The sequence below is a fragment of the Streptomyces sp. NPDC015532 genome (assembly GCF_043078065.1).
GTDB lineage: Bacteria > Actinomycetota > Actinomycetes > Streptomycetales > Streptomycetaceae > Streptomyces.
The window spans coordinates 492,168-511,483 of sequence record NZ_JBIBSY010000004.1; the positions used below are offsets into that span (position 1 = coordinate 492,168).

Sequence of the window (19,316 nt, forward strand, 5' to 3'; positions counted from 1 at the left end):
CGTAAGGGGCGCCCGCAGTGGCGGGCGCCCCTTACGTGATCCGGCGCGTCAGGCCAGTCGTACGACCGCTCGCGACATGCCCAGCACCTTCTGGCCGGCGCTGGTCGCCGTGAGGTCGACGCGGACGGTGTTGTCGTCGAGCTTGGCCGCGACCTTGCCGCTGACCTCGATCGTGGCGCCCTTCTCGTCGTTCGGGACGACGACGGGCTTGGTGAAGCGAACGCCGTACTCGAGGACCGAGCCCGGGTCGCCGACCCAGTCGGTGACCACGCGGATCGCCTCGGCCATGGTGAACATGCCGTGCGCGATGACGTCGGGAAGGCCCACCTCGACCGCGAACTTCTCGTTCCAGTGGATCGGGTTGAAGTCCCCGGAGGCCCCCGCGTACTGCACGAGCGTGGCACGCGTCACGGAGAAGGTCTGGGCCGGCAGCTCGGTGCCGACCTCGACGTCCGCGTAAGAGATCTTCGCCGTCATGTCAGCCCACCTCCGCCGCACGGGACACGAGCTTCGTGACGGCCGTCACGACGTGCTCGCCCGCCTCGTCGTGGACCTCGCCACGGATGTCCAGGATGTCGTTGCCCGCGAGGGACTTGATCGACTCGATGGTCGAGGTGACCGTGAGCCGGTCACCCGCGCGCACCGGGCGGGTGTACGCGAACTTCTGGTCACCGTGCACCACGCGGCTGTAGTCGAGCCCCAGTTGCGGGTCCTGGACGACCTGGCCCGCGGCCTTGAACGTGATGGCGAACACGAAAGTCGGCGGGGCGATCACATCGGGGTGCCCGAGCGCGCGTGCGGCCTCGGGGTCCGTGTACGCAGGGTTACTGTCCCCCACGGCCTCCGCGAACTCGCGGATCTTCTCCCGGCCGACCTCATAGGGGTCGGTGGGCGGGTAGGACCGCCCTACGAAGGACTGGTCGAGCGCCATGGGCTCGGCACCTCCTGGTTGTCTTCGCTGCGCTGGTTGTCACAGCTGGACCGACCGTCTTGGCCGGACGGCCCATCTTCGCTCTAAGTCGCTGGTCCGCCTATGACGCGGGGTCCGCGCCGGACGTCGGTTGCACAACGACGCGAGGCCGCCCCCCGAAGGGGACGGCCTCGTGTACGAGCCTGAAATTATCGCGTTTCGCGGTGCGCGGTGTGCGCGTTGCAACGCGGGCAGTGCTTCTTCATCTCCAGTCGGTCCGGGTTGTTACGCCGGTTCTTCTTGGTGATGTAGTTCCGCTCCTTGCACTCCACGCAGGCCAGCGTGATCTTCGGGCGGACGTCGGTGGCAGCCACAGGAGTGCTCCTTGACGAACGGATGGGACATTAACGCATAGAAGAGTAGCCGATCGAAGGACCGACCCCACAATCGGCTACTGTCAGTAGCGGTGACCGGACTTGAACCGGTGACACAGCGATTATGAGCCGCTTGCTCTACCGACTGAGCTACACCGCTTTGATGCGATCGGGTCCCGCCTTGCGACGGGAACCTTTCGCACCAGAGCCCCAATACGGAATCGAACCGTAGACCTTCTCCTTACCATGGAGACGCTCTACCGACTGAGCTATTGGGGCGAGCGATGAAGACATTACACGGTCCTCCACCGATCGCCCAAATCCGTTTCCCGGCACCCGCCCGGGCCTGATCACAGGCGTTCCCCCGGGCGTTCCCGGAAGGCTTCACACGCCCCTCACGACTCATGGATCACACGGGGTGACGGCTCTCCGGCCGCCGGGCGGTGGCGACCCCGCGCCGGGTCCGCGAGGGCCTGCCGCGGCCGGGTCCGTGGGCGCCTGCCGCCGGGTCCCGCGCAGACCTGGTCACCAGGCGGACGGTTCCGGCCGGTCTCGGAGGGGGACCGGTCCCGGCCGGTCGACGGGCCACGCCGGTACGACTATTGCGCTCCTCCCCGACGTTGACGGGTCACCGCCCTAGGCTCGACTCACGCTGCGTGATCTTGTGTCCCCACGCTCCGCAGTCGTCCCTCCCGCAGCCGCCCCGAGCCACAGGAGTGCGATGCCCGACAGTCAGCAGCAGCCGCCCCGCTCCCCCTCGGGACAGACCGACACGGCCGCTCTCCTGCTGTGCGGGGCGCGGCTCACCGACGGAAGGGCCGTGGACGTACGGCTGGGCGGCGGCCGTATCGAGGCGGTCGGCACCGCTGGGAGCCTCGCTGCGGGTGCCTCGGGGGCTCTCGGCGCGAAGGTGGACCTCGACGGCTACCTCCTCCTGCCGGCCCCCGCCGAGCCTCACGCGCACAGCGACACGGCCCTGACGGCCGACGACCACGGACCTCTCGCGTACGACGACCGGGCGATCCAGCGCCGGGCGACCGAGGCGGCCCTGCTGCAACTCGGGCACGGCGCCACGGCTCTGCGGACGCATGTGCGCGTCGGTGACGTGCAGGGGCTGGACGCGCTGGCGGCGGTGCTCGAGGCACGGCGGTCGTTGCGGGGGCTCGCCGAACTGGCGACGGTCGCGATGCCCCGGGTCCTGACCGGGGCGGCCGGTGCCGACGGGCTCGCGATGCTGCGGGACGCCCTGAAGATGGGCGCTTCCGTGGTGGGCGGCTGTCCGGACACCGACCCCGATCCGACGGGGTACGTCGAGGCCGTCCTGGAACTCGCCTCCGAACACGGCTGTCCGGTCGATCTGCACACGGACGCCGCCGATCCCGCCCGGCTCGCCCGGCTCGCCGCGATGGCGGGCGGCCTGCGGCCCGGGGTGACCCTCGGCCCGTGCGGCGGGCTCGGCCGGCTGCCCACCGAGGTGGCCTCCCGCGCCGCGGACCAACTCGCCGCGGCCGGAGTGACGGTGGTGTGTCTGCCGCAGGGAGGCTGCGGCTCCACCGACCGGCGCGGTACGGCTCCCGTACGGCTGCTGCGGGCAGCCGGCGTACGGATCGCGGCGGGCAGTGGCGCCCTGCGCGACGTGTCCAACCCGGTGGGGCGCGGAGACCCGCTGGAAGCCGCGTACTTGCTGGCCTCCCGGTACGGGCTGCGCCCCGAGGAGGCGTACCGCACGGTGAGTTGTGCCTCCAGAGCCGCGCTCGGGTTGTCCGAGGTGCGCGTGGAGGCGGGATTCCCGGCCGAGTTGCTCGCCGTACGCGGGGACCGCCTGGCGGGGGTGCTGTCCCTCGCGTACAGCCGGATCGTGATCCACCGCGGGCGTGTGGTGGCACGGACCAGCGCGGTGCGGGAGTACTGCGACTCGGCGGCCGACTCCGGGCTGGAACTGCCCCGGCAGGGACGGGAAGAACCGTCCTAGCCGGGGCCGCGCCGCCCTGGGGGCCGCTCCGGCGTCGCCGGGCAGGCGCGACTTGCGGACACGGCCTAGAGCCCGCCGCCCATGAAGGCGCCCAGGGGGCTGCCCTCGGAAATCTTGTCCACGGGGATCTCGGTGGCTCCGGCCGGCGCGCTGATGTCACCCGCTTCGGAGAACTTCAGAACGAGGGGCAGCTTGGCCTTCGCCGGGCTGTCGGCGAGGACGCCCAGGTCGACCTTGATCTGCCGGAGGTCGCCGTTCTTCAGGGTGAAGTCGACGGAGGCCTTCTTGTCCGGGGCGTCCTTGAGGTCCTTGGCGGTGGGCAGTTCCGCACCGGCCGGAAGGTCGCCCTGGAGCGGGCGGAGCTTGTCGAAGACAGCGGTGAGCAGGTCGCGGACGTTGCCCGTGGCGACGACGTGCTCGACACCGTCGGCGCCGCCCTTGGTCCGGAACGTGACCTTGCGGCCGATGACACCGCGTACGGCGTCGAGCATCTTCTTCTGGGTCTTGGCGTCGATGTCCCCTTCACCGGCGGCCCCCTTCGAGGTACCCCCGGCGGACTTCCCCGCGCTCTCCAGCTCCTTGGTGTCGACCTTCACCCAGTCGCCTTCGAGGACCTTCTTCAACTCCTTCTGGCTCGGCGGCAGATCGTCGGCGGACGGCGTCGGAACGCCCATCGCCTCACCGACGGCCTTCATGTCGCTGCGGTAGTACATGAAGTCGCCGATGATCCGGTACTCGACCAGAACGCCGTCCGCCCCCGAGATCCTCACGCTCGTCCCGATGAGGTCCTTCTGGCCCGAATCCGCCAGCGTCTTCCTGGACTTGACGGCGACGTCGACACGGAGCCCGCTGACGAACTTCGCGAACGCCGGGGGAAGGGATTCGTCGGAACCGCCCTCACCCGCGACGGCGTTGATCGCGTCCGCGTCGGCGTCCAGGTCCAACTGGAATGCCAGCGACTTCTGTTCGCCGAGACGGGAGGCGGCGTGGTCCACCTTCTGTCCGGCCGTGAGGTTCTCGACCGTGCCACAGGCGGCCGCCGCGGCGAGAAGGACAGCGGTGCAGCCGACCGCGGTGACGGTCTTGCGTATGACGGTGATGATGGTCTCCTCTTGCAACACCGCGCGGGCCCGCACGGTGTTCCTTTCGTTCGCGTGTTCACTCGTTCCGACGCGTTCTCGCGGCGATCACCCACGCGTTCACAGTGATCACCCATGTGACTCGCGAGTTGTCCACAGGGTTGTGCGGCGAACGCGGTCTTCCGGGCGTACGGTCGGAAACATGCGCATTGTCATCGCTGGTGGTCATGGTCAGATCGCGCTGCGGCTGGAGCGGCTGCTCTCCGCGCGCGGGGACGAGGTCGCGGGGATCATCCGCCGTGCCGAGCAGGGGGACGACCTGCGGGCGGCCGGCGCCGAGCCCGTCCTGTGCGATCTGGAGTCGGCATCGGTGGAGGAGGTCGCCGCGCATCTGCAGGGCGCCGACGCGGCCGTCTTCGCGGCGGGCGCGGGACCGGGCAGCGGCGTGGACCGCAAGCAGACGGTGGACAAGGGCGCCGCGATCCTGTTCGCGGACGCCGCAGAGCGCGCGGGCGTACGCCGGCACGTGGTCGTCTCCTCGATGGGCGCGGACCCGGCCCACCCGGGTGACGACATCTTCGACGCCTATCTGCGCGCCAAGGGCGAGGCCGACGAGTACGTACGCGGTCGCGCGGGTCTGGACTGGACGATCCTGCGTCCCGGCGGCCTGATCGACGACGCCGGAACCGGCCTCGTACGCCTGGAGGCCTCGACCGGCCGCGGCATGATCCCCCGCGACGACGTCGCCGCGGTCCTCGCCGAACTGGTCGACACCCCGGCCACCGCCGGTCTGACCCTGGAGGCCGTCAGCGGTTCGACACCGATCTCGGTCGCGGTGAAATCGGTGGCGGGCAACTAGCCCCCGTCGCGGAGACGCCGCCTGTCGCGGCACTGGTCGGCGGCGCGCCTCCCAGGCCACGCTCAGCCCCGGCCCCGCCCGTCCGTCGGCCCGTCCCCCGTCCGTCGGCCCGTCCGGTTCAGAACAGCGAGAGCTGGCCGGGGAAATCGGGGACGGTGTACCCGTCCAGCGTGGGCTGCGCCGCCCCGATGAACGCTTCCCGGCGCGAACCGGGGCACGAGACCAGTTCCCCGGTCCCCCGCGCGCCGGGCGGATCATGCCGAGCGATCCGCCCCGCGACGACGGCGATCTCCCGACGGCACTCCGGGCAACTCCTACGACGCGATGACATGGGATCAGTGTGCCCCGCCGACCGCGACGTCCATCACCCCGAGCATCCCGTCACCGGCCGCCCCGTCGATGAACCGCACTCGACGAGGATTTCCCCCTAAAACGGAGCTTCTGGAGGAATTCTCGAGTACGCCCCCGCCTACCGATATTCAGCGATGAAGCGGTCGAGCAATGAAGATCGATGCCCTCCCATTACCCCGATCCCCATCGGATGAGAATTCCCCGCATGGCGCATGGGCGCATGGGTGCATGAAGAATGCGACGCGCGAAAACGAAAACAGGACGCGGCCGGCCGGCCTCGCCCTACGGGATCGAGACGTCAGCGCCGACGTCGACGCCCGTCGCCCGCCCGACCTCTCGGGCTCAACTCCCCTCGCCAGTAAGGCAGTTAGTCCACGTAACGCTTCGCCGTCATGAGCGACACGTGGGAGTGGTCCCGGGGTGGTCCCCGCGGACCGCCCTGACGGCCACGATGTCAGCCTTGGCCCTGCGGACCCCCTGGATGCCTTTCGCGTCGACCTGGTCGCGGAACCCTTGGAAGGATTCGCGCGCGTCCCAAAAGGCCTTCTAAGGCTTCTTCGCGCCCCGGTCGCCGGCAATGCAGATAACCATCGCGGCACCGACTGCGATGAACCCTGCCATTCCCCCGAAGGTGACTCTCGTTTCACGAACCCACGCGGGCCGCGACACGGCCAAGGGCCCGTGGACCTGTTGGTACAGGTCCACGGGCCCTTGGTTCCCGTGTGGCGGGACAGGGCTGTGCGAGGTGCCGGGGGTCACGCCGGCCAGGGCCGGGGGCGGCGACCTCCCGCCCCCGCGCCCGGGGCGTCAGCGCACGTCGACGTAGTCGGCCACGCTGGTGGCGACACCGGTCGTCGCGTTGCCGTAGTAGACCCAGCGGTAGTAGCCGTCGACCGACGCGGTGACGGTGGTCTCCAAGCCCCCGGTGCTGCCGCTGGTGGCCTTCTTGACCGTCTTGTACGTCGCGGCACCCTTGGCGCGGAACTGGAGGCTGACCGTACGGCCGCTGTAGGCGTCGTACTCCTTCGTGTCCCAGTTCGCCCGGGTCACCTTGCCCGTGACGGTGATCGTCTTGCCCTTGGTGACCGGCTCCGGCGAGGCGTTGGTGGTCGCCTTGGCCGCGCGCTTGAGCTGAGCGGTCGTGGACCGCGTCTCCCGCTCCCCGGTCTTGAGGCCGCCGTCGGCCTTCCACAGCCTCAGCGAGACGCCGACCTTCCAGGTCGTGGCGTCGCTGTTGGAATCGACGTGCTCCTGGCTCGGGTGCGGGTCGATGTAGAGGTTGCCCTCGCAGCGCGCGTGCTTGGAGTCGATCTCGTAGCAGGTGTAGCTGCCCGGCTGAATGAAGTTCTCTCCGGTGTCGGCCGCCGTCGTGATGCTGCCGCGGTAGAGGAAGGGGTACGCGTCGTAGCGGGACGAGTCGGCGGTGCTGTACCCGGAAGGGAGCGCGATGTTGAAACTGATGGGCGGCTCCACCTCCTTCGTCGTGCCGACGACGATCGGCTTGCCGTTGTTGATGACGATGCTCGACACGGTGATACCGGTGTCCGCCGCCTGAGCAGTCGGCACGTTCAGCACCGAGAGCCCCAGTGCCCCCACGAACGTGGCCGCCGTGACGGTTCGTCTGCCTGTCTTCATTCACACCTCTTCAGGAGGATGCCGCTACAAGAAAGCGGCAGCCTATCTGGCAGGTTCATGGCCTCTACCCCCGACCGCCCAGCTCACGGCCCTGCGGCCACATCCCTCCCGCCTCCCGGTTCGCACCGCACCCGGGAAGGCGAAGCCGGCGGCTTCGCGGCGGGTCGGCACCAGAGGCCGCGAGCGGGGCGTTCATGGGTTCTCCGCGGCGGTGGGGACGCCGGGGGGAAGTCACCTGGTGACGGAGCCTCAGAGCCTGTTCCCGGATGGCGGCCCGTGATCAGGGTGAGCCGCCGACGCCCATACATCCCGCTCGACGACGAGCCGCTCCAGAGCGTCGCGCACACGACGAGACCCGTCCATGCCCCGTCCACAGCCACTCGAACAAGAAGAAACCCCCTCCGATCTACGTTTCCGCAGATCGGAGGGGGTTTACCTTCATGTGGCGGCGCCAGGGTTCGAACCTGGGTAGGCTAAGCCGGCAGATTTACAGTCTGCTCCCTTTGGCCACTCGGGCACACCGCCGGGGTTGCTGCCCTGAGACTCGCTTTCGCGGTGCTCCCTGGCAACGACGTAAACGATACCTGATGCTCGGGGATGCTTCGCCACCCAATTGATCGACGCTTGGGGGGAGGGGGGTGGCTAGGCTTATGCGGATGCGGCCGGAGGCCTACGCCGGGCTCGACAGCCGCCCCTACGCACCCCGATACAAGGAGCCACAGGACATGGCCGACTCCAGTTTCGACATCGTCTCGAAGGTCGAGCGGCAGGAGGTCGACAACGCCCTCAACCAGACCGCCAAGGAGATCTCGCAGCGCTACGACTTCAAAAACGTCGGCGCCTCCATCTCCTGGTCCGGCGAGAAGATCCTCATGGAGGCGAACTCCGAGGAGCGCGTGAAGGCCGTCCTCGATGTGTTCGAGACCAAGCTGATCAAGCGCGGCATCTCGCTGAAGTCGCTGGACGCCGGTGAGCCCCAGCTCTCCGGCAAGGAGTACAAGATCTTCGCGACGATCGAGGAGGGCATCTCCCAGGAGAACGCCAAGAAGGTTGCGAAGATCATCCGTGACGAGGGTCCCAAGGGCGTGAAGGCCCAGGTACAGGGTGAGGAGCTGCGGGTCAGCTCGAAGAGCCGCGACGACCTGCAGGCCGTTCAGGCCCTCCTCAAGGGCAAGGACTTCGACTTCGCCCTCCAGTACGTGAACTACCGGTAGAACGACCCGCGGGACACCTGCCGAGGCACCCCGCGCGACGCCGTGCGCGGCGGCACGAGGAAGGGTGGACGCCCCTGGTGTCCACCCTTCCTCGTACCGCCGGCCGCGGTCCCGGCGACGCCGGCTCAGCGGCGCGAGTCGCCGAACAGGATGCGGTACAGGATCAGCAGCACGAGCGACCCGCCGATGGCGGCGGCCCAAGTGGCGCCGTCGTAGAAGTGTTTGCTGATGGGGTGGTCCAGCCAGCGGGCCGATATCCAGCCGCCGACGAACGCGCCCACGACACCGATGACGGTCGTCCCGACGAACCCTCCCGGATCGCGCCCCGGGAGCAGGAACTTGGCGATGGCGCCGGCCAGCAGCCCCAGAATGATCCAGCTGATGATGCCCATGCTCTGAGCCTGCCCTTCCGTTCTGTACTCACGCTGTACCGGCCCTGTGACTTCGGTCCGGGCGGGCCGTGTCTTTGCTGTCCGTATCCGGTACGGGTCGCGTGTGCCGATGTCGTGTCGGCGTCGCGCTGATGAACAGGACGTCGCTGTGGCTCCCGCCGGTTGCGACGATCAGTAGGGTGCGGCGCATGACACCGTCCAGTCCCGAGTTGCGCCGCACGCTGGGAGTCGGTGACGCCGTGGTCATCGGGCTCGGCTCGATGATCGGAGCCGGGATCTTCGCCGCGCTCGGCCCCGCCGCACGGGCGGCCGGATCCGGGCTTCTGCTCGGGCTCGCGGTCGCCGCGGTCGTCGCCTACTGCAACGCGATGTCCTCGGCCCGGCTGGCCGCCCTGTACCCCGCTTCGGGCGGCACGTACGTCTACGGACGCGAGCGACTGGGGGCCTTCTGGGGCTATCTGGCGGGCTGGTCGTTCATCGTCGGCAAGACGGCCTCCTGTGCGGCGATGGCACTCACCGTGGGCGCGTACGTCTGGCCGTCCCACGCACACGCGGTGGCGGTCGCGGCCGTGGTCGCCCTGACCGCCGTGAACTACGGCGGCATGCAGAAGTCGGCCTGGCTGACCCGGGTCATCGTGGCGGTGGTCCTGGCGGTCCTCGCTTCCGTGGTGGTGGGGTGTCTCGGGTCCGACGTCTCCGATGCCGGGCGGCTGGGCGTCGGACTGTCGTCCGGCGCGGGCGGGGTGCTTCAGGCGGCCGGGCTGCTCTTCTTCGCGTTCGCCGGGTACGCGCGGATCGCCACGCTCGGCGAGGAGGTACGCGATCCGGCGCGCACCATTCCGCGTGCGATCCCCTTGGCTCTGGGCATCGCGCTCGCGGTGTACGCGGCGGTCGCTGTCGCTGTCCTTTCGGTGCTCGGAACGGACGGTCTGGGGCTTGCCCCGGCGCCGCTGGCGGACGCCGTACGAGCCGCCGGACTGCCAGGACTCGTGCCGGTGGTGAGGGCGGGCGCCGCCGTGGCCGCGCTCGGCTCGCTTCTCTCGCTGATCCTGGGTGTCTCACGGACCACGCTGGCCGTGGCCCGCGACCGCCGTCTGCCGGGCGCCCTGGCCGCCGTGCATCCGCGCTTCCAGGTCCCGCACCGGGCGGAGCTGGCCGTGGGCGCGGTGGTCGCCGTGCTGGCCGCGACCGTGGACGTGCGCGGCGCGATCGGTTTCTCCTCCTTCGGTGTGCTGGCGTACTACGCGATCGCCAACGCCTCCGCGTGGACGCTGAGTCCGGCCCCGGCGTCGCGGGTCGTGCCGGTCCTGGGCCTCCTCGGCTGTGTGACGCTGGCCTGCGCGCTGCCGGGGGTTTCGGTGGTCATGGGCGCGGCCGTGCTCGCGGTGGGGGCGGCCGCGTACGGCGTACGACTGTGGGCGGCCTCCCGCTGAGCACTGTCCCCTGATCCCCCCGGTGGACCAGCGCGGCATGAACTGTCGTGCGTCGTCGGGCGGACAGTGGTCGCCCTGCTCGGCGCGTTCGGGCGATCAGGGGCCGGGGTCAGGGGTCAGGAGGCCCGGGTCGCCGTCGCGCGTATGGGGAAGTCGGGCCAGAGGGGGAGGTCCGGGTCGTCGTTGGACTCCTCGTACCAGCCCCTTCCCTCCAGCCACGTGACCAGCCAGGTCGCGAGGTCGGGTGCGTCCACGTACCAGGCGTGGTCGGCCCGGTCTGCGTTGGGCTCGAAGAGCAGGACCGTGCCGTCGGGGCTCTGGCAGTCCACGCACGCGTACATGCCGCAGCCCCAGTGGGATATGGGCAGGACACCCTCGGGCCACGGCCAGTCGGGGTCCTTGCGGCCGCTCTCGCGGCTGGCGAGGTACTGCGGAACAGCCGCCGGCTCACCCGACGGCTGACCGTCGAGCAGGGGCAACAGGCCGTATTCCGGACCGAATCCGCCGTCCCCGATCCGGAGATAGAGCGAGGCGAGCAGTGCGGGCAGGGGGAAGCCGAGGACGGCCTCGGCGCGGGCGACCTCAGCCGGGCCCACGGGCTCCGGGAGCGAAGGCCAGCCCCACGGGCGGGTGTTACGGGCCTCCGTCGTGACCCGTGCCAGCAACTGCTCGATTTCGGTCATGGGTTCATGATGCAGCGCGCCACTGACAATCGGGCAGCCTGTGGAAAACCCTCACGCGAGAAGGACGTCGACCCTGTTTCCGGCGAGGAGCGGGGCGCGCGGTCCGGTCCCCTCAACGCCCCGCGAACGGCTCGTCCGTGCGCACGATTTCGCGTCCCAGCGGGAACAGCGAGATCGGGATGAGTTTGAAGTTGGCGATGCCGAACGGGATGCCGATGATCGTGATGCACATGGCGATGCCCGTGACGATGTGGGCCAGGGCCAGCCACCAGCCCGCGAGGACGAGCCACAGGACGTTGCCGACGCAGGACGGGGCGCCGGCGTCGTGGCGCTCCACCGTCGTATAGCCGAACGGCCACAGCGCGTAGATACCGATACGGAACGCGGCAATGCCGAAGGGAATTCCGATAATCGTGATGCACAGGATGATGCCTGCGGCGAGATACCCGAGAAACAGCCAGAAGCCGCTCAGGATGAGCCAAATGACGTTCAGAATTGTCTTCACGGCTGACGACCTGCCATCTGCTCGAGCCGGGAGATGCGTTCCGCCATCGGCGGATGCGTAGAGAACATCTTTGACATTCCCTGTCCCGGGCGGAAGGGGTTCGCGATCATCATGTGGCTCGCCGTCTCGATGCGCGGCTCGGGAGGCAGCGGGAGCTGCTTGGTGCCCGCGTCGAGCTTGCGCAGCGCGCTGGCGAGGGCGAGGGGATCGCCGGTGAGCTGGGCACCGGACGCGTCCGCCTCGTACTCCCTGGAACGGCTGATGGCGAGCTGGATGAGGGAAGCGGCGATCGGTCCCAGGATCATGACCAGGAGCATCCCGAGAATGCCGGGACCGTCGTCGTCGTTGGACCGGCCGACGGGGATCAGCCAGGCGAAATTGACCAGGAACATGATCACGGAAGCCAGGGCGCCGGCCACGGATGAGATGAGGATGTCGCGGTTGTAGACGTGACTGAGCTCGTGGCCGATGACGCCACGCAGCTCGCGCTCGTCCAGGATGCGCAGGATCCCCTCGGTGCAGCACACGGCGGCATTGCGCGGGTTGCGGCCCGTCGCGAACGCGTTCGGCGCCTCCGTCGGCGAGATGTACAGGCGCGGCATGGGCTGGCGGGCCTGCGTCGAGAGATCGCGGACCATGCGGTACAGGGCCGGGGCCTCGAACTCGCTCACCGGGCGCGCGCGCATCGCGCGTAGAGCCAGCTTGTCGCTGTTCCAGTACGCGTACGCGTTCGTCCCGATCGCGATGAACAGCGCGACGATCAGGCCTGTGCGTCCGAAGAAGCTGCCGATGACGATGATGAGTGCGGACAGTCCCCCGAGGAGTACGGCTGTCCTGAGCCCATTGTGCCGGCGGTGCACGGTAGCCCTCCAAGTCGTGCGGCGGGGGAACCCTTTGCTTGCTGATGCTCTGCTTCCACTCTTCAGTGGACCCTCCCGTACTGGTCAACGCCAGACGGGAAGCACTAGTTCCCTTGTGCGCACTGCCCGGCACGTGGGCCGTCCGGGTGATTCGGACGGCGTTCCACGCGCGCGCGTTCCTCTGTGAAGAGCCGCTTCAGGAGTGGCGCTTCAGAAGAGAACGGTCTCCGAGAAACGCAGGATCAGCTGAGGCGCCCCGGACAGGACGACGCCCAGGACGGCCGTCAGGGCGATGGCCGCGGTGAGCGGAACCGGTGCGCGCTGCGTGCCCGGCTCGCCCTCGGGAGCGCGGAAGAGCAGTGCCGTCCACTGGAGGTAGTAGAAGAGCGCGATCACCACGTTGACGGCCATGACGACGGCCAGCCAGCCGAGCCCCGCGTCGACGGCCGCCGAGAAGACGGTCACCTTGGCGAAGAGGCCGATGATGCCCGGCGGCAGACCCGCGAGGCAGAGCAGGAAGAAGCCGAGGACCAGCGCGGACAGGGGGCTCTCGGCGTACAGGCCCCGGTAGTCGCTGATGCGGTTCAGGGGGCTTCGGCGGGCCACGAGAGCGGCCACGGCGAAGGCGCCGAGGTTCACGGCGGCGTACATGAGGGCGTACGCGACGGTGGAACCGATCGCCTGCTGGGCGTCCTTGGAGTAGGCGGCGGCCGCGATCGGGACCAGGAGGTAGCCGGCCTGGCCGACGGAGGACCAGGCGAGCAGCCGTACCGCGCTGTACGCGCGTGTGGATCGCTGTCGCAGGGCGCCGACGTTCCCGACCGTCATGGTGAGGGCCGCCAGTGCCGCCAGCGCCGGGCCCCAGACGTCCGCGTACGAGGGGAAGGCGATCACGGTGACGAGGATGAGCCCGGAGAAGCCGACGGCCTTGCCGACGACCGACAGGTAGGCGGCGATCGGCAGGGGTGCCCCGACGTAGGTGTCGGGCACCCAGAAGTGGAACGGCACGGCGGCCGTCTTGAAGGCGAAGCCGACGAGGGTGAGGACGACGCCTGTCTGGGCCAGGGTGTGGAACTGTCCGTCGACGTGCTGGATCCGGTCCGCGATCCGGGTGAGATAGAGGGTGCCGGTCGTCGCGTAGACGAAGCTGACGCCCATCAGGCTGACCGCGGTCGCGGTGACGGAGGACAGGAAGAACTTCAGGGCCGCTTCCGAGGACTTCTTGTCGCCGCGTTTGATGCCGACGAGCGCGAAGGCGGGCAGCGAGGCGACTTCCAGGGCGACGATGAGGGTCGCGAGGTCGCGGGAGGCGGGCAGGAGCGCGGCGCCGGCGGCCGAGGAGAGAAGCAGGAACCAGTACTCCCCCTCGGGGAGTTCCCTGTCGGCGTCCTTCAGGGCGGTGACCGACAGCAGGGCGACGAGGAGGGCGCCGCCGAGGACCAGGAGCTGGATGACCAGGGTGAAGCGGTCCGCCACGTAACTGCAGGTGTCGTTCGCCTCCGTCAGGCAGAACGTGGCCCGGTCGCCGTTTCGCAGGGGCAGCAGCAACAGCGCGGACGCGGCGAGGCCCGCGACGGACATCCAGCCGAGTACGGCCTTCCTCGCGTCGCCGATGAACAGATCGGTGACGAGCACGACGAGTCCGACGACCGCCGCGAGGGTGGGCGGCGCGATGGCGAGCCAGTCGACGGACTGGACCAGGGAACTCATCGGGTGCCTCCTGCGAGGAGCTGCTGTACGGCCGGGTCGGTCAGGCCGAGCAGGGCCCGGGGCCACAGACCGGCGACGACGGTGAGGGCGACGAGCGGTGTCCAGGCGGCGAACTCGTAGGCCTGGACGTCGGCGAGTGCCGGCGCCTCCCGGGGCGTCGCGCCCATGCAGACGCGGCGTACGACGACGAGCATGTACGCGGCGGTGAGCAGCGTGCCGAACGCGGCGATCGTCATGAACGTCAGATAGGCGGGACGGCTGAGGCCGGAGGCGGGCTCGAACGCGCCGAACAGCGCCAGCATCTCGCCCCAGAAACCGGCGAGGCCCGGAAGCCCGAGCGAGGCGACTGCGGCGAAGGCCAGCAGGCCGCCGAGGCGCGGCGCCTTGCCGTACAGCGCGGCGCCGGTCTCCTCGGCGAGGGTGTCGAGGTCGGAGGTTCCCGTGCGGTCCTTCAGCGCTCCGACGAGGAAGAAGAGGAGGCCGGTGATGAGGCCGTGGGCGATGTTGGCGAACAGCGCGCCGTTCACGCCGGTCGGGGTCATCGTCGAGATGCCGAGCAGGACGAAGCCCATGTGGCCGACGGAGGAGTAGGCGATGAGCCGTTTGAGGTCGCCCTTCGCGCCCTGCTTGGCGAGGGCCAGACAGGCCAGGGAACCGTAGATGATCCCGACCACGGCGAAGGCGGCGAGGTAGGGGGCGAAGGTCCGGAATCCGTCCGGCGTGATGGGCAGCAGGATCCGGACGAACCCGTACGTGCCCATCTTCAGCATGACGCCGGCCAGCAGGACCGAGCCGACGGTCGGGGCGGCGGTGTGGGCGTCGGGCAGCCAGCTGTGCAACGGCCACATCGGCGTCTTGACCGCGAGCCCGATCCCGATCGCCAGAACGGCGGTGACCTGCACGGTTGTGCTCAGCGACCGGCCGTTGTCAGTGGCGAGTGCCACCATGTCGAATGTGCCCGCCTTGATTCCGATCAGGAGCAGGCCCAGCAGCATGACGACCGAACCGAGCAGGGTGAAGAGGATGAACTTCCAGGCCGCGGCCTGGCGCTGGGCACCTCCCCACCGTGCGATGAGGAAGTACATCGGGATGAGCACCGTCTCGAACGCGAGGAAGAACAGCAGCAGATCGAGGACGGCGAAGGTCGCGAGGGTGCCGGACTCGAGGACGAGCAGCAGTGCGACGAACGCCTTCGGGGTCGGGCCCGCGGGCATCTTGAAGTAGGAGTACAGCGCGCAGAGGAAGGTCAGCAGCGCGGTCAGGACCAGAAGGGGGAGGGAAATGCCGTCGATGCCGAGGTGGATCCGCACGTCGAGTGCGGGGATCCAGCTGATGTCCGTCGTGGCCTGCATCTTCGACGGGTGGTCGTGGTCGAAGCCGAGCGCGAGGACGATCGCGGCGATGAGGACCACGCCCGTGACGGTCACGCCGTGCCGCAGCACCGCCTGTTCGGGCGACTTCCCCTTCAGTCCCGGCGGGGCCGGGAGAAGGGCGGCGGCGGCCCCGACGAGCGGGCCGACGACGATCAACGCGAGAAGAATCTGCATCACGGATTCACTGATATCGATCACCGCTGCTCACGCTCCCGTGGCGACGAGGAGGGCGGCGACCACCAGGACGACGGTGCCGGCGAGCAGCGCGCTCACATAGGTCTGGACGTTGCCGGTCTGCGCCCGCCGTACGGCGGTGCCCAGCCAGCGGGGTAGGGCTCCCGCGCCGCGTACGTAGGTGTCGACGACCTCTCGGTCGAGGAACCGGACGAGCGAGGCTCCGGCCTGGACCGGGCGGACGAACAGCACGGTGTACACGGTGTCGAGGTGGAATCCGACGGCCGCGTGGCGGTGCAGCGGGCCGAGCAGCAGCCGGCCCGGGTCCGCCGGGTCGGGGGCGTAGGCCACGTCTCCGAAGGCGGGTTCGTGGGTGGCGATGGCCTCGGCCTCGACCTGTCCGGCGTCGGCGCCGGGGTGGGCCGCGACCGCGCCCAGCGGGACGCGGGCCGCCAGAGCGGTGGTGTGCTGCCAGGCGCCGTAGGTGACGATCACGCCGACCAGAGCGAGCCCTGTGCCGAGCATCGAGGTGGTGAGGACCGGCGTCAGGTCGTGGCCGTCGAACCAGTCGGGCAGCGGGCCGATCGCCAGGCCGAACACGAGCGAGGGGATGGCGAGCACCCACAGCACGGCCGTCATGGTGACCGGCTGCCTGCCGTGGTCGGGGGCCTCGGCTCCGTGACCGCGGAAGGCCAGCAGCCACAGCCGGGTGGCGTACGCGGCGGTGAGTACGGCGGTGACCAGTCCGGTGACCAGGACGATCCAGCCGGCGGCGCCGGGGGCCTGCTCGGTGTGACCGGTGGCGACGTGCTCGGCGGCGCCGAGGACGGCCTCCTTGGAGAAGAAGCCGCTGAAGGGAGGGATCGCGGCGAGTGCGAGCAGCGCCACGGTCATCGTCCAGAAGGCGTCGGGAACGCGGGCGCGCAGGTCCTTCATCCGGGACATGGCGGCCAGCGAGTTGGTGCCGGAGGCGTGGATGATCACGCCGGCGGCGAGGAACAGCAGCGCCTTGAAGGCGCCGTGCGCGAGGAGGTGGAAGACGGCGGCACCGCGGTCGCCGACGGCGAGGGCACCGGCCATGTAGCCGAGCTGACCGATCGTCGAGTAGGCGAGGACCCGCTTGATGTCGTCCTGGGCGAGTGCCGCGAGTCCCGAACCGACCATCGTGACACCGGCCATGACGGCGAGGACGACCATCGCGGCCGTGGAGGCCTGGAAGACGGGGAGGAGCCGGGCGACGAAGTAGATACCGGCGGCGACCATCGTCGCGGCGTGGATCAGCGCGGAGACCGGTGTGGGGCCGGCCATCGCGTCGGGCAGCCAGGTGTGCAGCGGGAACAGTGCCGACTTGCCCGCCACTCCCGCGAGGAGCAGCAGGGCGACGACGGTCGGGTGGTGCAGTCCGCCGCTCGCCACGGTGCCGAGGACCGTGGTGATCCGGAACGAGCCGGCGTCGGTGGCCAGCGCGAACAGACCGATGAGGAAGGGGACGTCGCCGAGCTTGGTGACCAGGAAGGCCTTGAGCGAGGCGGCGCGGGCTTCCGGGGTCTCCCAGTAGTGGCCGACCAGGAAGTACGAGCAGATGCCCATGATCTCCCAGCCGACCAGGAGCACCATCAGGTCGCTGGAGTAGACGACGAGCAGCATCGCGGAGGTGAACAGGGAGACGAGAGCGGCGTACGAGGGATAGCGCGGGTCGTCGCGCAGGTAGCCCGTCGAGTAGATCTGCACACAGGTGGCGACGACGCCGACGAGCACGGCGACGAGGGCGGCGAAGCCGTCGATGTGCAGGCCCAGCTCGATGGGAACCGAGCCGGTCGGGGTGAGTTCGGTGCGCGAGTTGATGGCCGGGCCGCCGCCCTGGTCGACCGCGACCGTCACGGCGAGGACGAGCGACGCGAGGGTCGGCAGGACGGCGAGCGGGCGGACGAAGCCCGGGGCCGTGCGGCCGAAAAGGAGTCCGGCGGTGGCGCCGAGGAACGGAAGGAGGGGGACGAGGACGGCGAGGGTGGTCGTGGTCACGCGGTGGCCTCAGCCTTCTCGGCCGCGGGGGCGTCGTCGCTGTCGGGGTCGTCGGGGCCGTGGCCCTCGGCGGTGTCGCGGAGCTTGTCGATGTCCGAGGTGCCGCGGTTGCGGTACACGGAGAGAACGATCGCCAGGCCGATGCCGATCTCGGCGGCGGCGATGGCGATGGTGAACAGGGTCAGGGCCTGGCCGGAGTGCAGCGTGTCGCGGGCGGCCTTGGAGAGCCAGACGTCGAAGGCGACGAGGTTCAGGTTGACGGCGTTGAGCATCAGCTCGACGGACATCAGGACCAGGATCGCGTTGCGGCGCGCCAGGACTCCGTACAGGCCCGTGGAGAACAGGAGGGCGGCGAGCACGGCGGGATAGGCGAGGTGCATCAGCGGGCACCTTCCTTGTCTTGCTCGCCGTCGCGGCTTCCGGGGAGTCGCGGGGTGGTGGCGGTCGTGGTCGCCGCGGCGGTGTCCGCCTTCGCCTTGCGGGAGAGGACGATCGCGCCGACCAGGGCGGCGAGGAGGAGGACGGAGAGCGCTTCGAAGGGAAGGACCCAGTTCTGGAAGAGGCTGGCTCCGGTCACCTCGGTGGAACCGGTGGCGGCGCCGTTCAGATCGACCCACGTCGCGCGGAACGCGTCGACGACGACCCAGACCAGGGTGCCGGCCGAGGCGAGGGCCACGGTCAGGGCCGCCCAGCGGTTGCCGGAGTCGGCGTCAGGGGAGCGGCCGATCGGGGCCCTGGTGAGCATCAGACCGAACAACAGGAGGACGACGACGGAACCGACGTAGATGAGGACCTGTACCCAGGCGATGAACTCGGCCGTCAGCAAGAGGTATTCGACGGCGAGGCCGCCGAGGGCGACGACCAGCCACAGCGCGGCGTGCACCAGTTGCTTGGTGGTGACGGTGACGAGCGCGGCGCCGAAGGTGAGCAGGCCGACGAGGAGGAAGGCGATCTCGACGCCGGTGGGAGAGAGGAAGCCGTGGTGCTCGGCGGCGACGGTGGTGGTCGCGCGGGCCACCGTGGCCGTGGCTGCTGCGAAGGTCACGACTGTCCCTCCTGCGGGCCCGAGGGAGGCGTGACCGGAGGCTCCTGCCGCCCGGCGTCCTCGGCCTGCCCCGCCTGCGGTGGCTGCGGTGTCTCGGCTGCCCGCGGTGGCCGGGTCGCTTCAGCTGTGTCGGCTGCCTGCGGTGGCTGGGCCGTTTCGGCTGCTTCGGCTGCCTGGGCGGCCCGTTCGGCCTCGGCTGCCTGTTCGGCCGCGAGTTTGTCGGCGGTCTTGCGGGCGGCCGCGATCTCCTTGGGCTCCTCGGCGCCGGGGTCGAGGGCGGGCGGGGCCGGGACGGTCCACATCCACTCGCGGAGCTTGTCGCGCTCGTGGGTGAGTTCGTGGATGTCGGTCTCCGCGTACTCGAACTCCGGGGTCCAGAACAGCGCGTCGAAAGGACAGACCTCGATGCAGATACCGCAGTACATGCACAGGGAGAAGTCGATGGCGAAGCGGTCGAGGACGTTGCGGCTGCGCTCGCGGCCGCCCGGGGCGGCGGCCGGGACCGTCTCCTTGTGGGAGTCGATGTAGATGCACCAGTCCGGGCACTCGCGGGCGCACAGCATGCAGACCGTGCAGTTCTCCTCGAAGAGGGCGATGACACCACGGGTGCGGGGCGGGAGTTCGGGCTGGACGTCCGGGTACTGCGCGGTGACGGTCTTCTTCGTCATCGTGCGGAGGGTGACGGCCAGGCCCTTGGCGAGGCCGGAGCCAGGAATGGGGGCCAT

At 69.7% G+C, this 19,316-nt stretch carries 20 protein-coding genes and 3 tRNA genes; 4 read left to right on the forward strand and 19 right to left on the reverse strand.

Annotated features, from left to right (window positions below; genetic code table 11):
• Positions 1 to 48: 48 nt before the first annotated feature.
• The 5 genes from ACF07B_RS16640 to ACF07B_RS16660 all read right to left on the reverse strand — a co-directional run bounded on the left by ACF07B_RS16640 (position 49) and on the right by ACF07B_RS16660 (position 1,563).
• Positions 49 to 477 (reverse strand): MaoC family dehydratase, encoded by a 429-nt coding sequence (locus ACF07B_RS16640; protein WP_392179434.1) that lies wholly within the window; start codon positions 475 to 477, stop codon positions 49 to 51.
• A 1-nt stretch (position 478) separates the two neighbouring features.
• Positions 479 to 931 carry a MaoC family dehydratase N-terminal domain-containing protein gene (locus ACF07B_RS16645; RefSeq protein ID WP_326786093.1) on the reverse strand — a complete coding sequence of 151 codons (453 nt, stop codon included), beginning with the start codon at positions 929 to 931 and terminating at the stop codon, positions 479 to 481.
• A 188-nt stretch (positions 932 to 1,119) separates the two neighbouring features.
• The gene (gene rpmG, locus ACF07B_RS16650; RefSeq protein ID WP_003948671.1) at positions 1,120 to 1,284 is read right to left on the reverse strand and encodes a 50S ribosomal protein L33; all 165 of its coding nucleotides are present in this window, start codon (positions 1,282 to 1,284) and stop codon (positions 1,120 to 1,122) included.
• Positions 1,285 to 1,371: 87 nt separating this feature from the next.
• Positions 1,372 to 1,444, reverse strand: a tRNA-Met gene (locus ACF07B_RS16655).
• Between the two features lie 46 nt (positions 1,445 to 1,490).
• A tRNA-Thr gene (locus ACF07B_RS16660) sits at positions 1,491 to 1,563 on the reverse strand.
• Positions 1,564 to 2,005: 442 nt separating this feature from the next.
• On the opposite strand from ACF07B_RS16660, the gene ACF07B_RS16665 reads away from it, so the two are divergent.
• Complete coding sequence (locus tag ACF07B_RS16665) at positions 2,006 to 3,256, forward strand: amidohydrolase family protein (protein WP_392179435.1); 1,251 nt, start codon at positions 2,006 to 2,008, stop codon at positions 3,254 to 3,256.
• A gap of 65 nt (positions 3,257 to 3,321) precedes the next feature.
• Here the strand turns inward: ACF07B_RS16665 and ACF07B_RS16670 are convergent, their stop codons facing one another.
• Entirely contained in the window at positions 3,322 to 4,377 is a 1,056-nt protein-coding gene (locus ACF07B_RS16670) for a hypothetical protein (RefSeq protein WP_392179436.1), read from the reverse strand.
• A 160-nt stretch (positions 4,378 to 4,537) separates the two neighbouring features.
• Between ACF07B_RS16670 and ACF07B_RS16675 the strand changes: the two genes are divergently transcribed.
• Entirely contained in the window at positions 4,538 to 5,194 is a 657-nt protein-coding gene (locus ACF07B_RS16675) for an SDR family oxidoreductase (RefSeq protein ID WP_369480882.1), read from the forward strand.
• 118 nt (positions 5,195 to 5,312) lie between these two features.
• On the opposite strand, the gene ACF07B_RS16680 is transcribed toward ACF07B_RS16675, so the two are convergent.
• From ACF07B_RS16680 to ACF07B_RS16690, 3 genes are all read right to left on the reverse strand, one after another.
• A complete protein-coding gene (locus ACF07B_RS16680; RefSeq protein ID WP_362404225.1) occupies positions 5,313 to 5,525 on the reverse strand; it encodes a hypothetical protein in 213 nt (70 codons plus the stop codon).
• An 827-nt stretch (positions 5,526 to 6,352) separates the two neighbouring features.
• On the reverse strand, positions 6,353 to 7,180 hold the full coding sequence (locus tag ACF07B_RS16685; protein WP_392179437.1) for a hypothetical protein: 828 nt from the start codon (positions 7,178 to 7,180) through the stop codon (positions 6,353 to 6,355).
• Positions 7,181 to 7,623: 443 nt separating this feature from the next.
• Positions 7,624 to 7,705: transfer RNA gene (locus tag ACF07B_RS16690), tRNA-Tyr, on the reverse strand.
• Between the two features lie 200 nt (positions 7,706 to 7,905).
• On the opposite strand from ACF07B_RS16690, the gene ACF07B_RS16695 reads away from it, so the two are divergent.
• The gene (locus ACF07B_RS16695) at positions 7,906 to 8,394 is read left to right on the forward strand and encodes a YajQ family cyclic di-GMP-binding protein (protein WP_351863196.1); all 489 of its coding nucleotides are present in this window, start codon (positions 7,906 to 7,908) and stop codon (positions 8,392 to 8,394) included.
• A 125-nt stretch (positions 8,395 to 8,519) separates the two neighbouring features.
• Here ACF07B_RS16695 and ACF07B_RS16700 read toward each other — a convergent pair whose 3' ends face one another.
• Positions 8,520 to 8,786 (reverse strand): GlsB/YeaQ/YmgE family stress response membrane protein, encoded by a 267-nt coding sequence (locus tag ACF07B_RS16700; RefSeq protein ID WP_392179438.1) that lies wholly within the window; start codon positions 8,784 to 8,786, stop codon positions 8,520 to 8,522.
• A gap of 188 nt (positions 8,787 to 8,974) precedes the next feature.
• On the opposite strand from ACF07B_RS16700, the gene ACF07B_RS16705 reads away from it, so the two are divergent.
• A complete protein-coding gene (locus ACF07B_RS16705; protein WP_392179439.1) occupies positions 8,975 to 10,219 on the forward strand; it encodes an APC family permease in 1,245 nt (414 codons plus the stop codon).
• A gap of 116 nt (positions 10,220 to 10,335) precedes the next feature.
• Here the strand turns inward: ACF07B_RS16705 and ACF07B_RS16710 are convergent, their stop codons facing one another.
• The 9 genes from ACF07B_RS16710 to ACF07B_RS16750 all read right to left on the reverse strand — a co-directional run bounded on the left by ACF07B_RS16710 (position 10,336) and on the right by ACF07B_RS16750 (position 19,316).
• The gene (locus tag ACF07B_RS16710; protein ID WP_392179440.1) at positions 10,336 to 10,902 is read right to left on the reverse strand and encodes an SMI1/KNR4 family protein; all 567 of its coding nucleotides are present in this window, start codon (positions 10,900 to 10,902) and stop codon (positions 10,336 to 10,338) included.
• 112 nt (positions 10,903 to 11,014) lie between these two features.
• Complete coding sequence (locus ACF07B_RS16715; protein WP_037627077.1) at positions 11,015 to 11,407, reverse strand: YccF domain-containing protein; 393 nt, start codon at positions 11,405 to 11,407, stop codon at positions 11,015 to 11,017.
• A complete protein-coding gene (htpX, locus tag ACF07B_RS16720; protein ID WP_369480886.1) occupies positions 11,404 to 12,267 on the reverse strand; it encodes a zinc metalloprotease HtpX in 864 nt (287 codons plus the stop codon). The genes ACF07B_RS16715 and htpX overlap by 4 nt, the downstream gene beginning before the upstream one ends.
• 210 nt (positions 12,268 to 12,477) lie before the next feature.
• On the reverse strand, positions 12,478 to 13,977 hold the full coding sequence (locus ACF07B_RS16725; RefSeq protein ID WP_392179441.1) for an NADH-quinone oxidoreductase subunit N: 1,500 nt from the start codon (positions 13,975 to 13,977) through the stop codon (positions 12,478 to 12,480).
• Complete coding sequence (locus ACF07B_RS16730; protein ID WP_392179442.1) at positions 13,974 to 15,548, reverse strand: NuoM family protein; 1,575 nt, start codon at positions 15,546 to 15,548, stop codon at positions 13,974 to 13,976. The genes ACF07B_RS16725 and ACF07B_RS16730 overlap by 4 nt, the downstream gene beginning before the upstream one ends.
• A gap of 6 nt (positions 15,549 to 15,554) precedes the next feature.
• Entirely contained in the window at positions 15,555 to 17,546 is a 1,992-nt protein-coding gene (locus ACF07B_RS16735) for an NADH-quinone oxidoreductase subunit L (RefSeq protein ID WP_392179443.1), read from the reverse strand.
• Positions 17,543 to 17,926 carry an NADH-quinone oxidoreductase subunit NuoK gene (nuoK, locus tag ACF07B_RS16740; RefSeq protein ID WP_369480890.1) on the reverse strand — a complete coding sequence of 128 codons (384 nt, stop codon included), beginning with the start codon at positions 17,924 to 17,926 and terminating at the stop codon, positions 17,543 to 17,545. The genes ACF07B_RS16735 and nuoK overlap by 4 nt, the downstream gene beginning before the upstream one ends.
• Positions 17,926 to 18,591, reverse strand: a complete 666-nt coding sequence (locus ACF07B_RS16745) for an NADH-quinone oxidoreductase subunit J (protein ID WP_392179444.1) — start codon at positions 18,589 to 18,591, stop codon at positions 17,926 to 17,928. Before ACF07B_RS16745 ends, nuoK begins: the two co-directional genes overlap by 1 nt.
• The gene (locus ACF07B_RS16750; protein ID WP_392179445.1) at positions 18,588 to 19,316 is read right to left on the reverse strand and encodes a 4Fe-4S binding protein; all 729 of its coding nucleotides are present in this window, start codon (positions 19,314 to 19,316) and stop codon (positions 18,588 to 18,590) included. The genes ACF07B_RS16745 and ACF07B_RS16750 overlap by 4 nt, the downstream gene beginning before the upstream one ends.

What these genes read in the sequence shown, in the direction of transcription:
- ACF07B_RS16640 (WP_392179434.1), bottom strand. Translation starts at nt 477, where the DNA reads ATGACGGCGAAGATCTCTTACGCGGACGTCGAGGTCGGCACCGAGCTG.
- ACF07B_RS16645 (WP_326786093.1), bottom strand. Translation starts at nt 931, where the DNA reads ATGGCGCTCGACCAGTCCTTCGTAGGGCGGTCCTACCCGCCCACCGAC.
- ACF07B_RS16665 (WP_392179435.1), top strand. Translation starts at nt 2,006, where the DNA reads ATGCCCGACAGTCAGCAGCAGCCGCCCCGCTCCCCCTCGGGACAGACC.
- ACF07B_RS16675 (WP_369480882.1), top strand. Translation starts at nt 4,538, where the DNA reads ATGCGCATTGTCATCGCTGGTGGTCATGGTCAGATCGCGCTGCGGCTG.
- ACF07B_RS16680 (WP_362404225.1), bottom strand. Translation starts at nt 5,525, where the DNA reads ATGTCATCGCGTCGTAGGAGTTGCCCGGAGTGCCGTCGGGAGATCGCC.
- ACF07B_RS16685 (WP_392179437.1), bottom strand. Translation starts at nt 7,180, where the DNA reads ATGAAGACAGGCAGACGAACCGTCACGGCGGCCACGTTCGTGGGGGCA.
- ACF07B_RS16695 (WP_351863196.1), top strand. Translation starts at nt 7,906, where the DNA reads ATGGCCGACTCCAGTTTCGACATCGTCTCGAAGGTCGAGCGGCAGGAG.
- ACF07B_RS16700 (WP_392179438.1), bottom strand. Translation starts at nt 8,786, where the DNA reads ATGGGCATCATCAGCTGGATCATTCTGGGGCTGCTGGCCGGCGCCATC.
- ACF07B_RS16705 (WP_392179439.1), top strand. Translation starts at nt 8,975, where the DNA reads ATGACACCGTCCAGTCCCGAGTTGCGCCGCACGCTGGGAGTCGGTGAC.
- ACF07B_RS16710 (WP_392179440.1), bottom strand. Translation starts at nt 10,902, where the DNA reads ATGACCGAAATCGAGCAGTTGCTGGCACGGGTCACGACGGAGGCCCGT.
- ACF07B_RS16725 (WP_392179441.1), bottom strand. Translation starts at nt 13,977, where the DNA reads ATGAGTTCCCTGGTCCAGTCCGTCGACTGGCTCGCCATCGCGCCGCCC.
- nuoK (WP_369480890.1), bottom strand. Translation starts at nt 17,926, where the DNA reads ATGCACCTCGCCTATCCCGCCGTGCTCGCCGCCCTCCTGTTCTCCACG.
- ACF07B_RS16750 (WP_392179445.1), bottom strand. Translation starts at nt 19,316, where the DNA reads ATGGCCCCCATTCCTGGCTCCGGCCTCGCCAAGGGCCTGGCCGTCACC.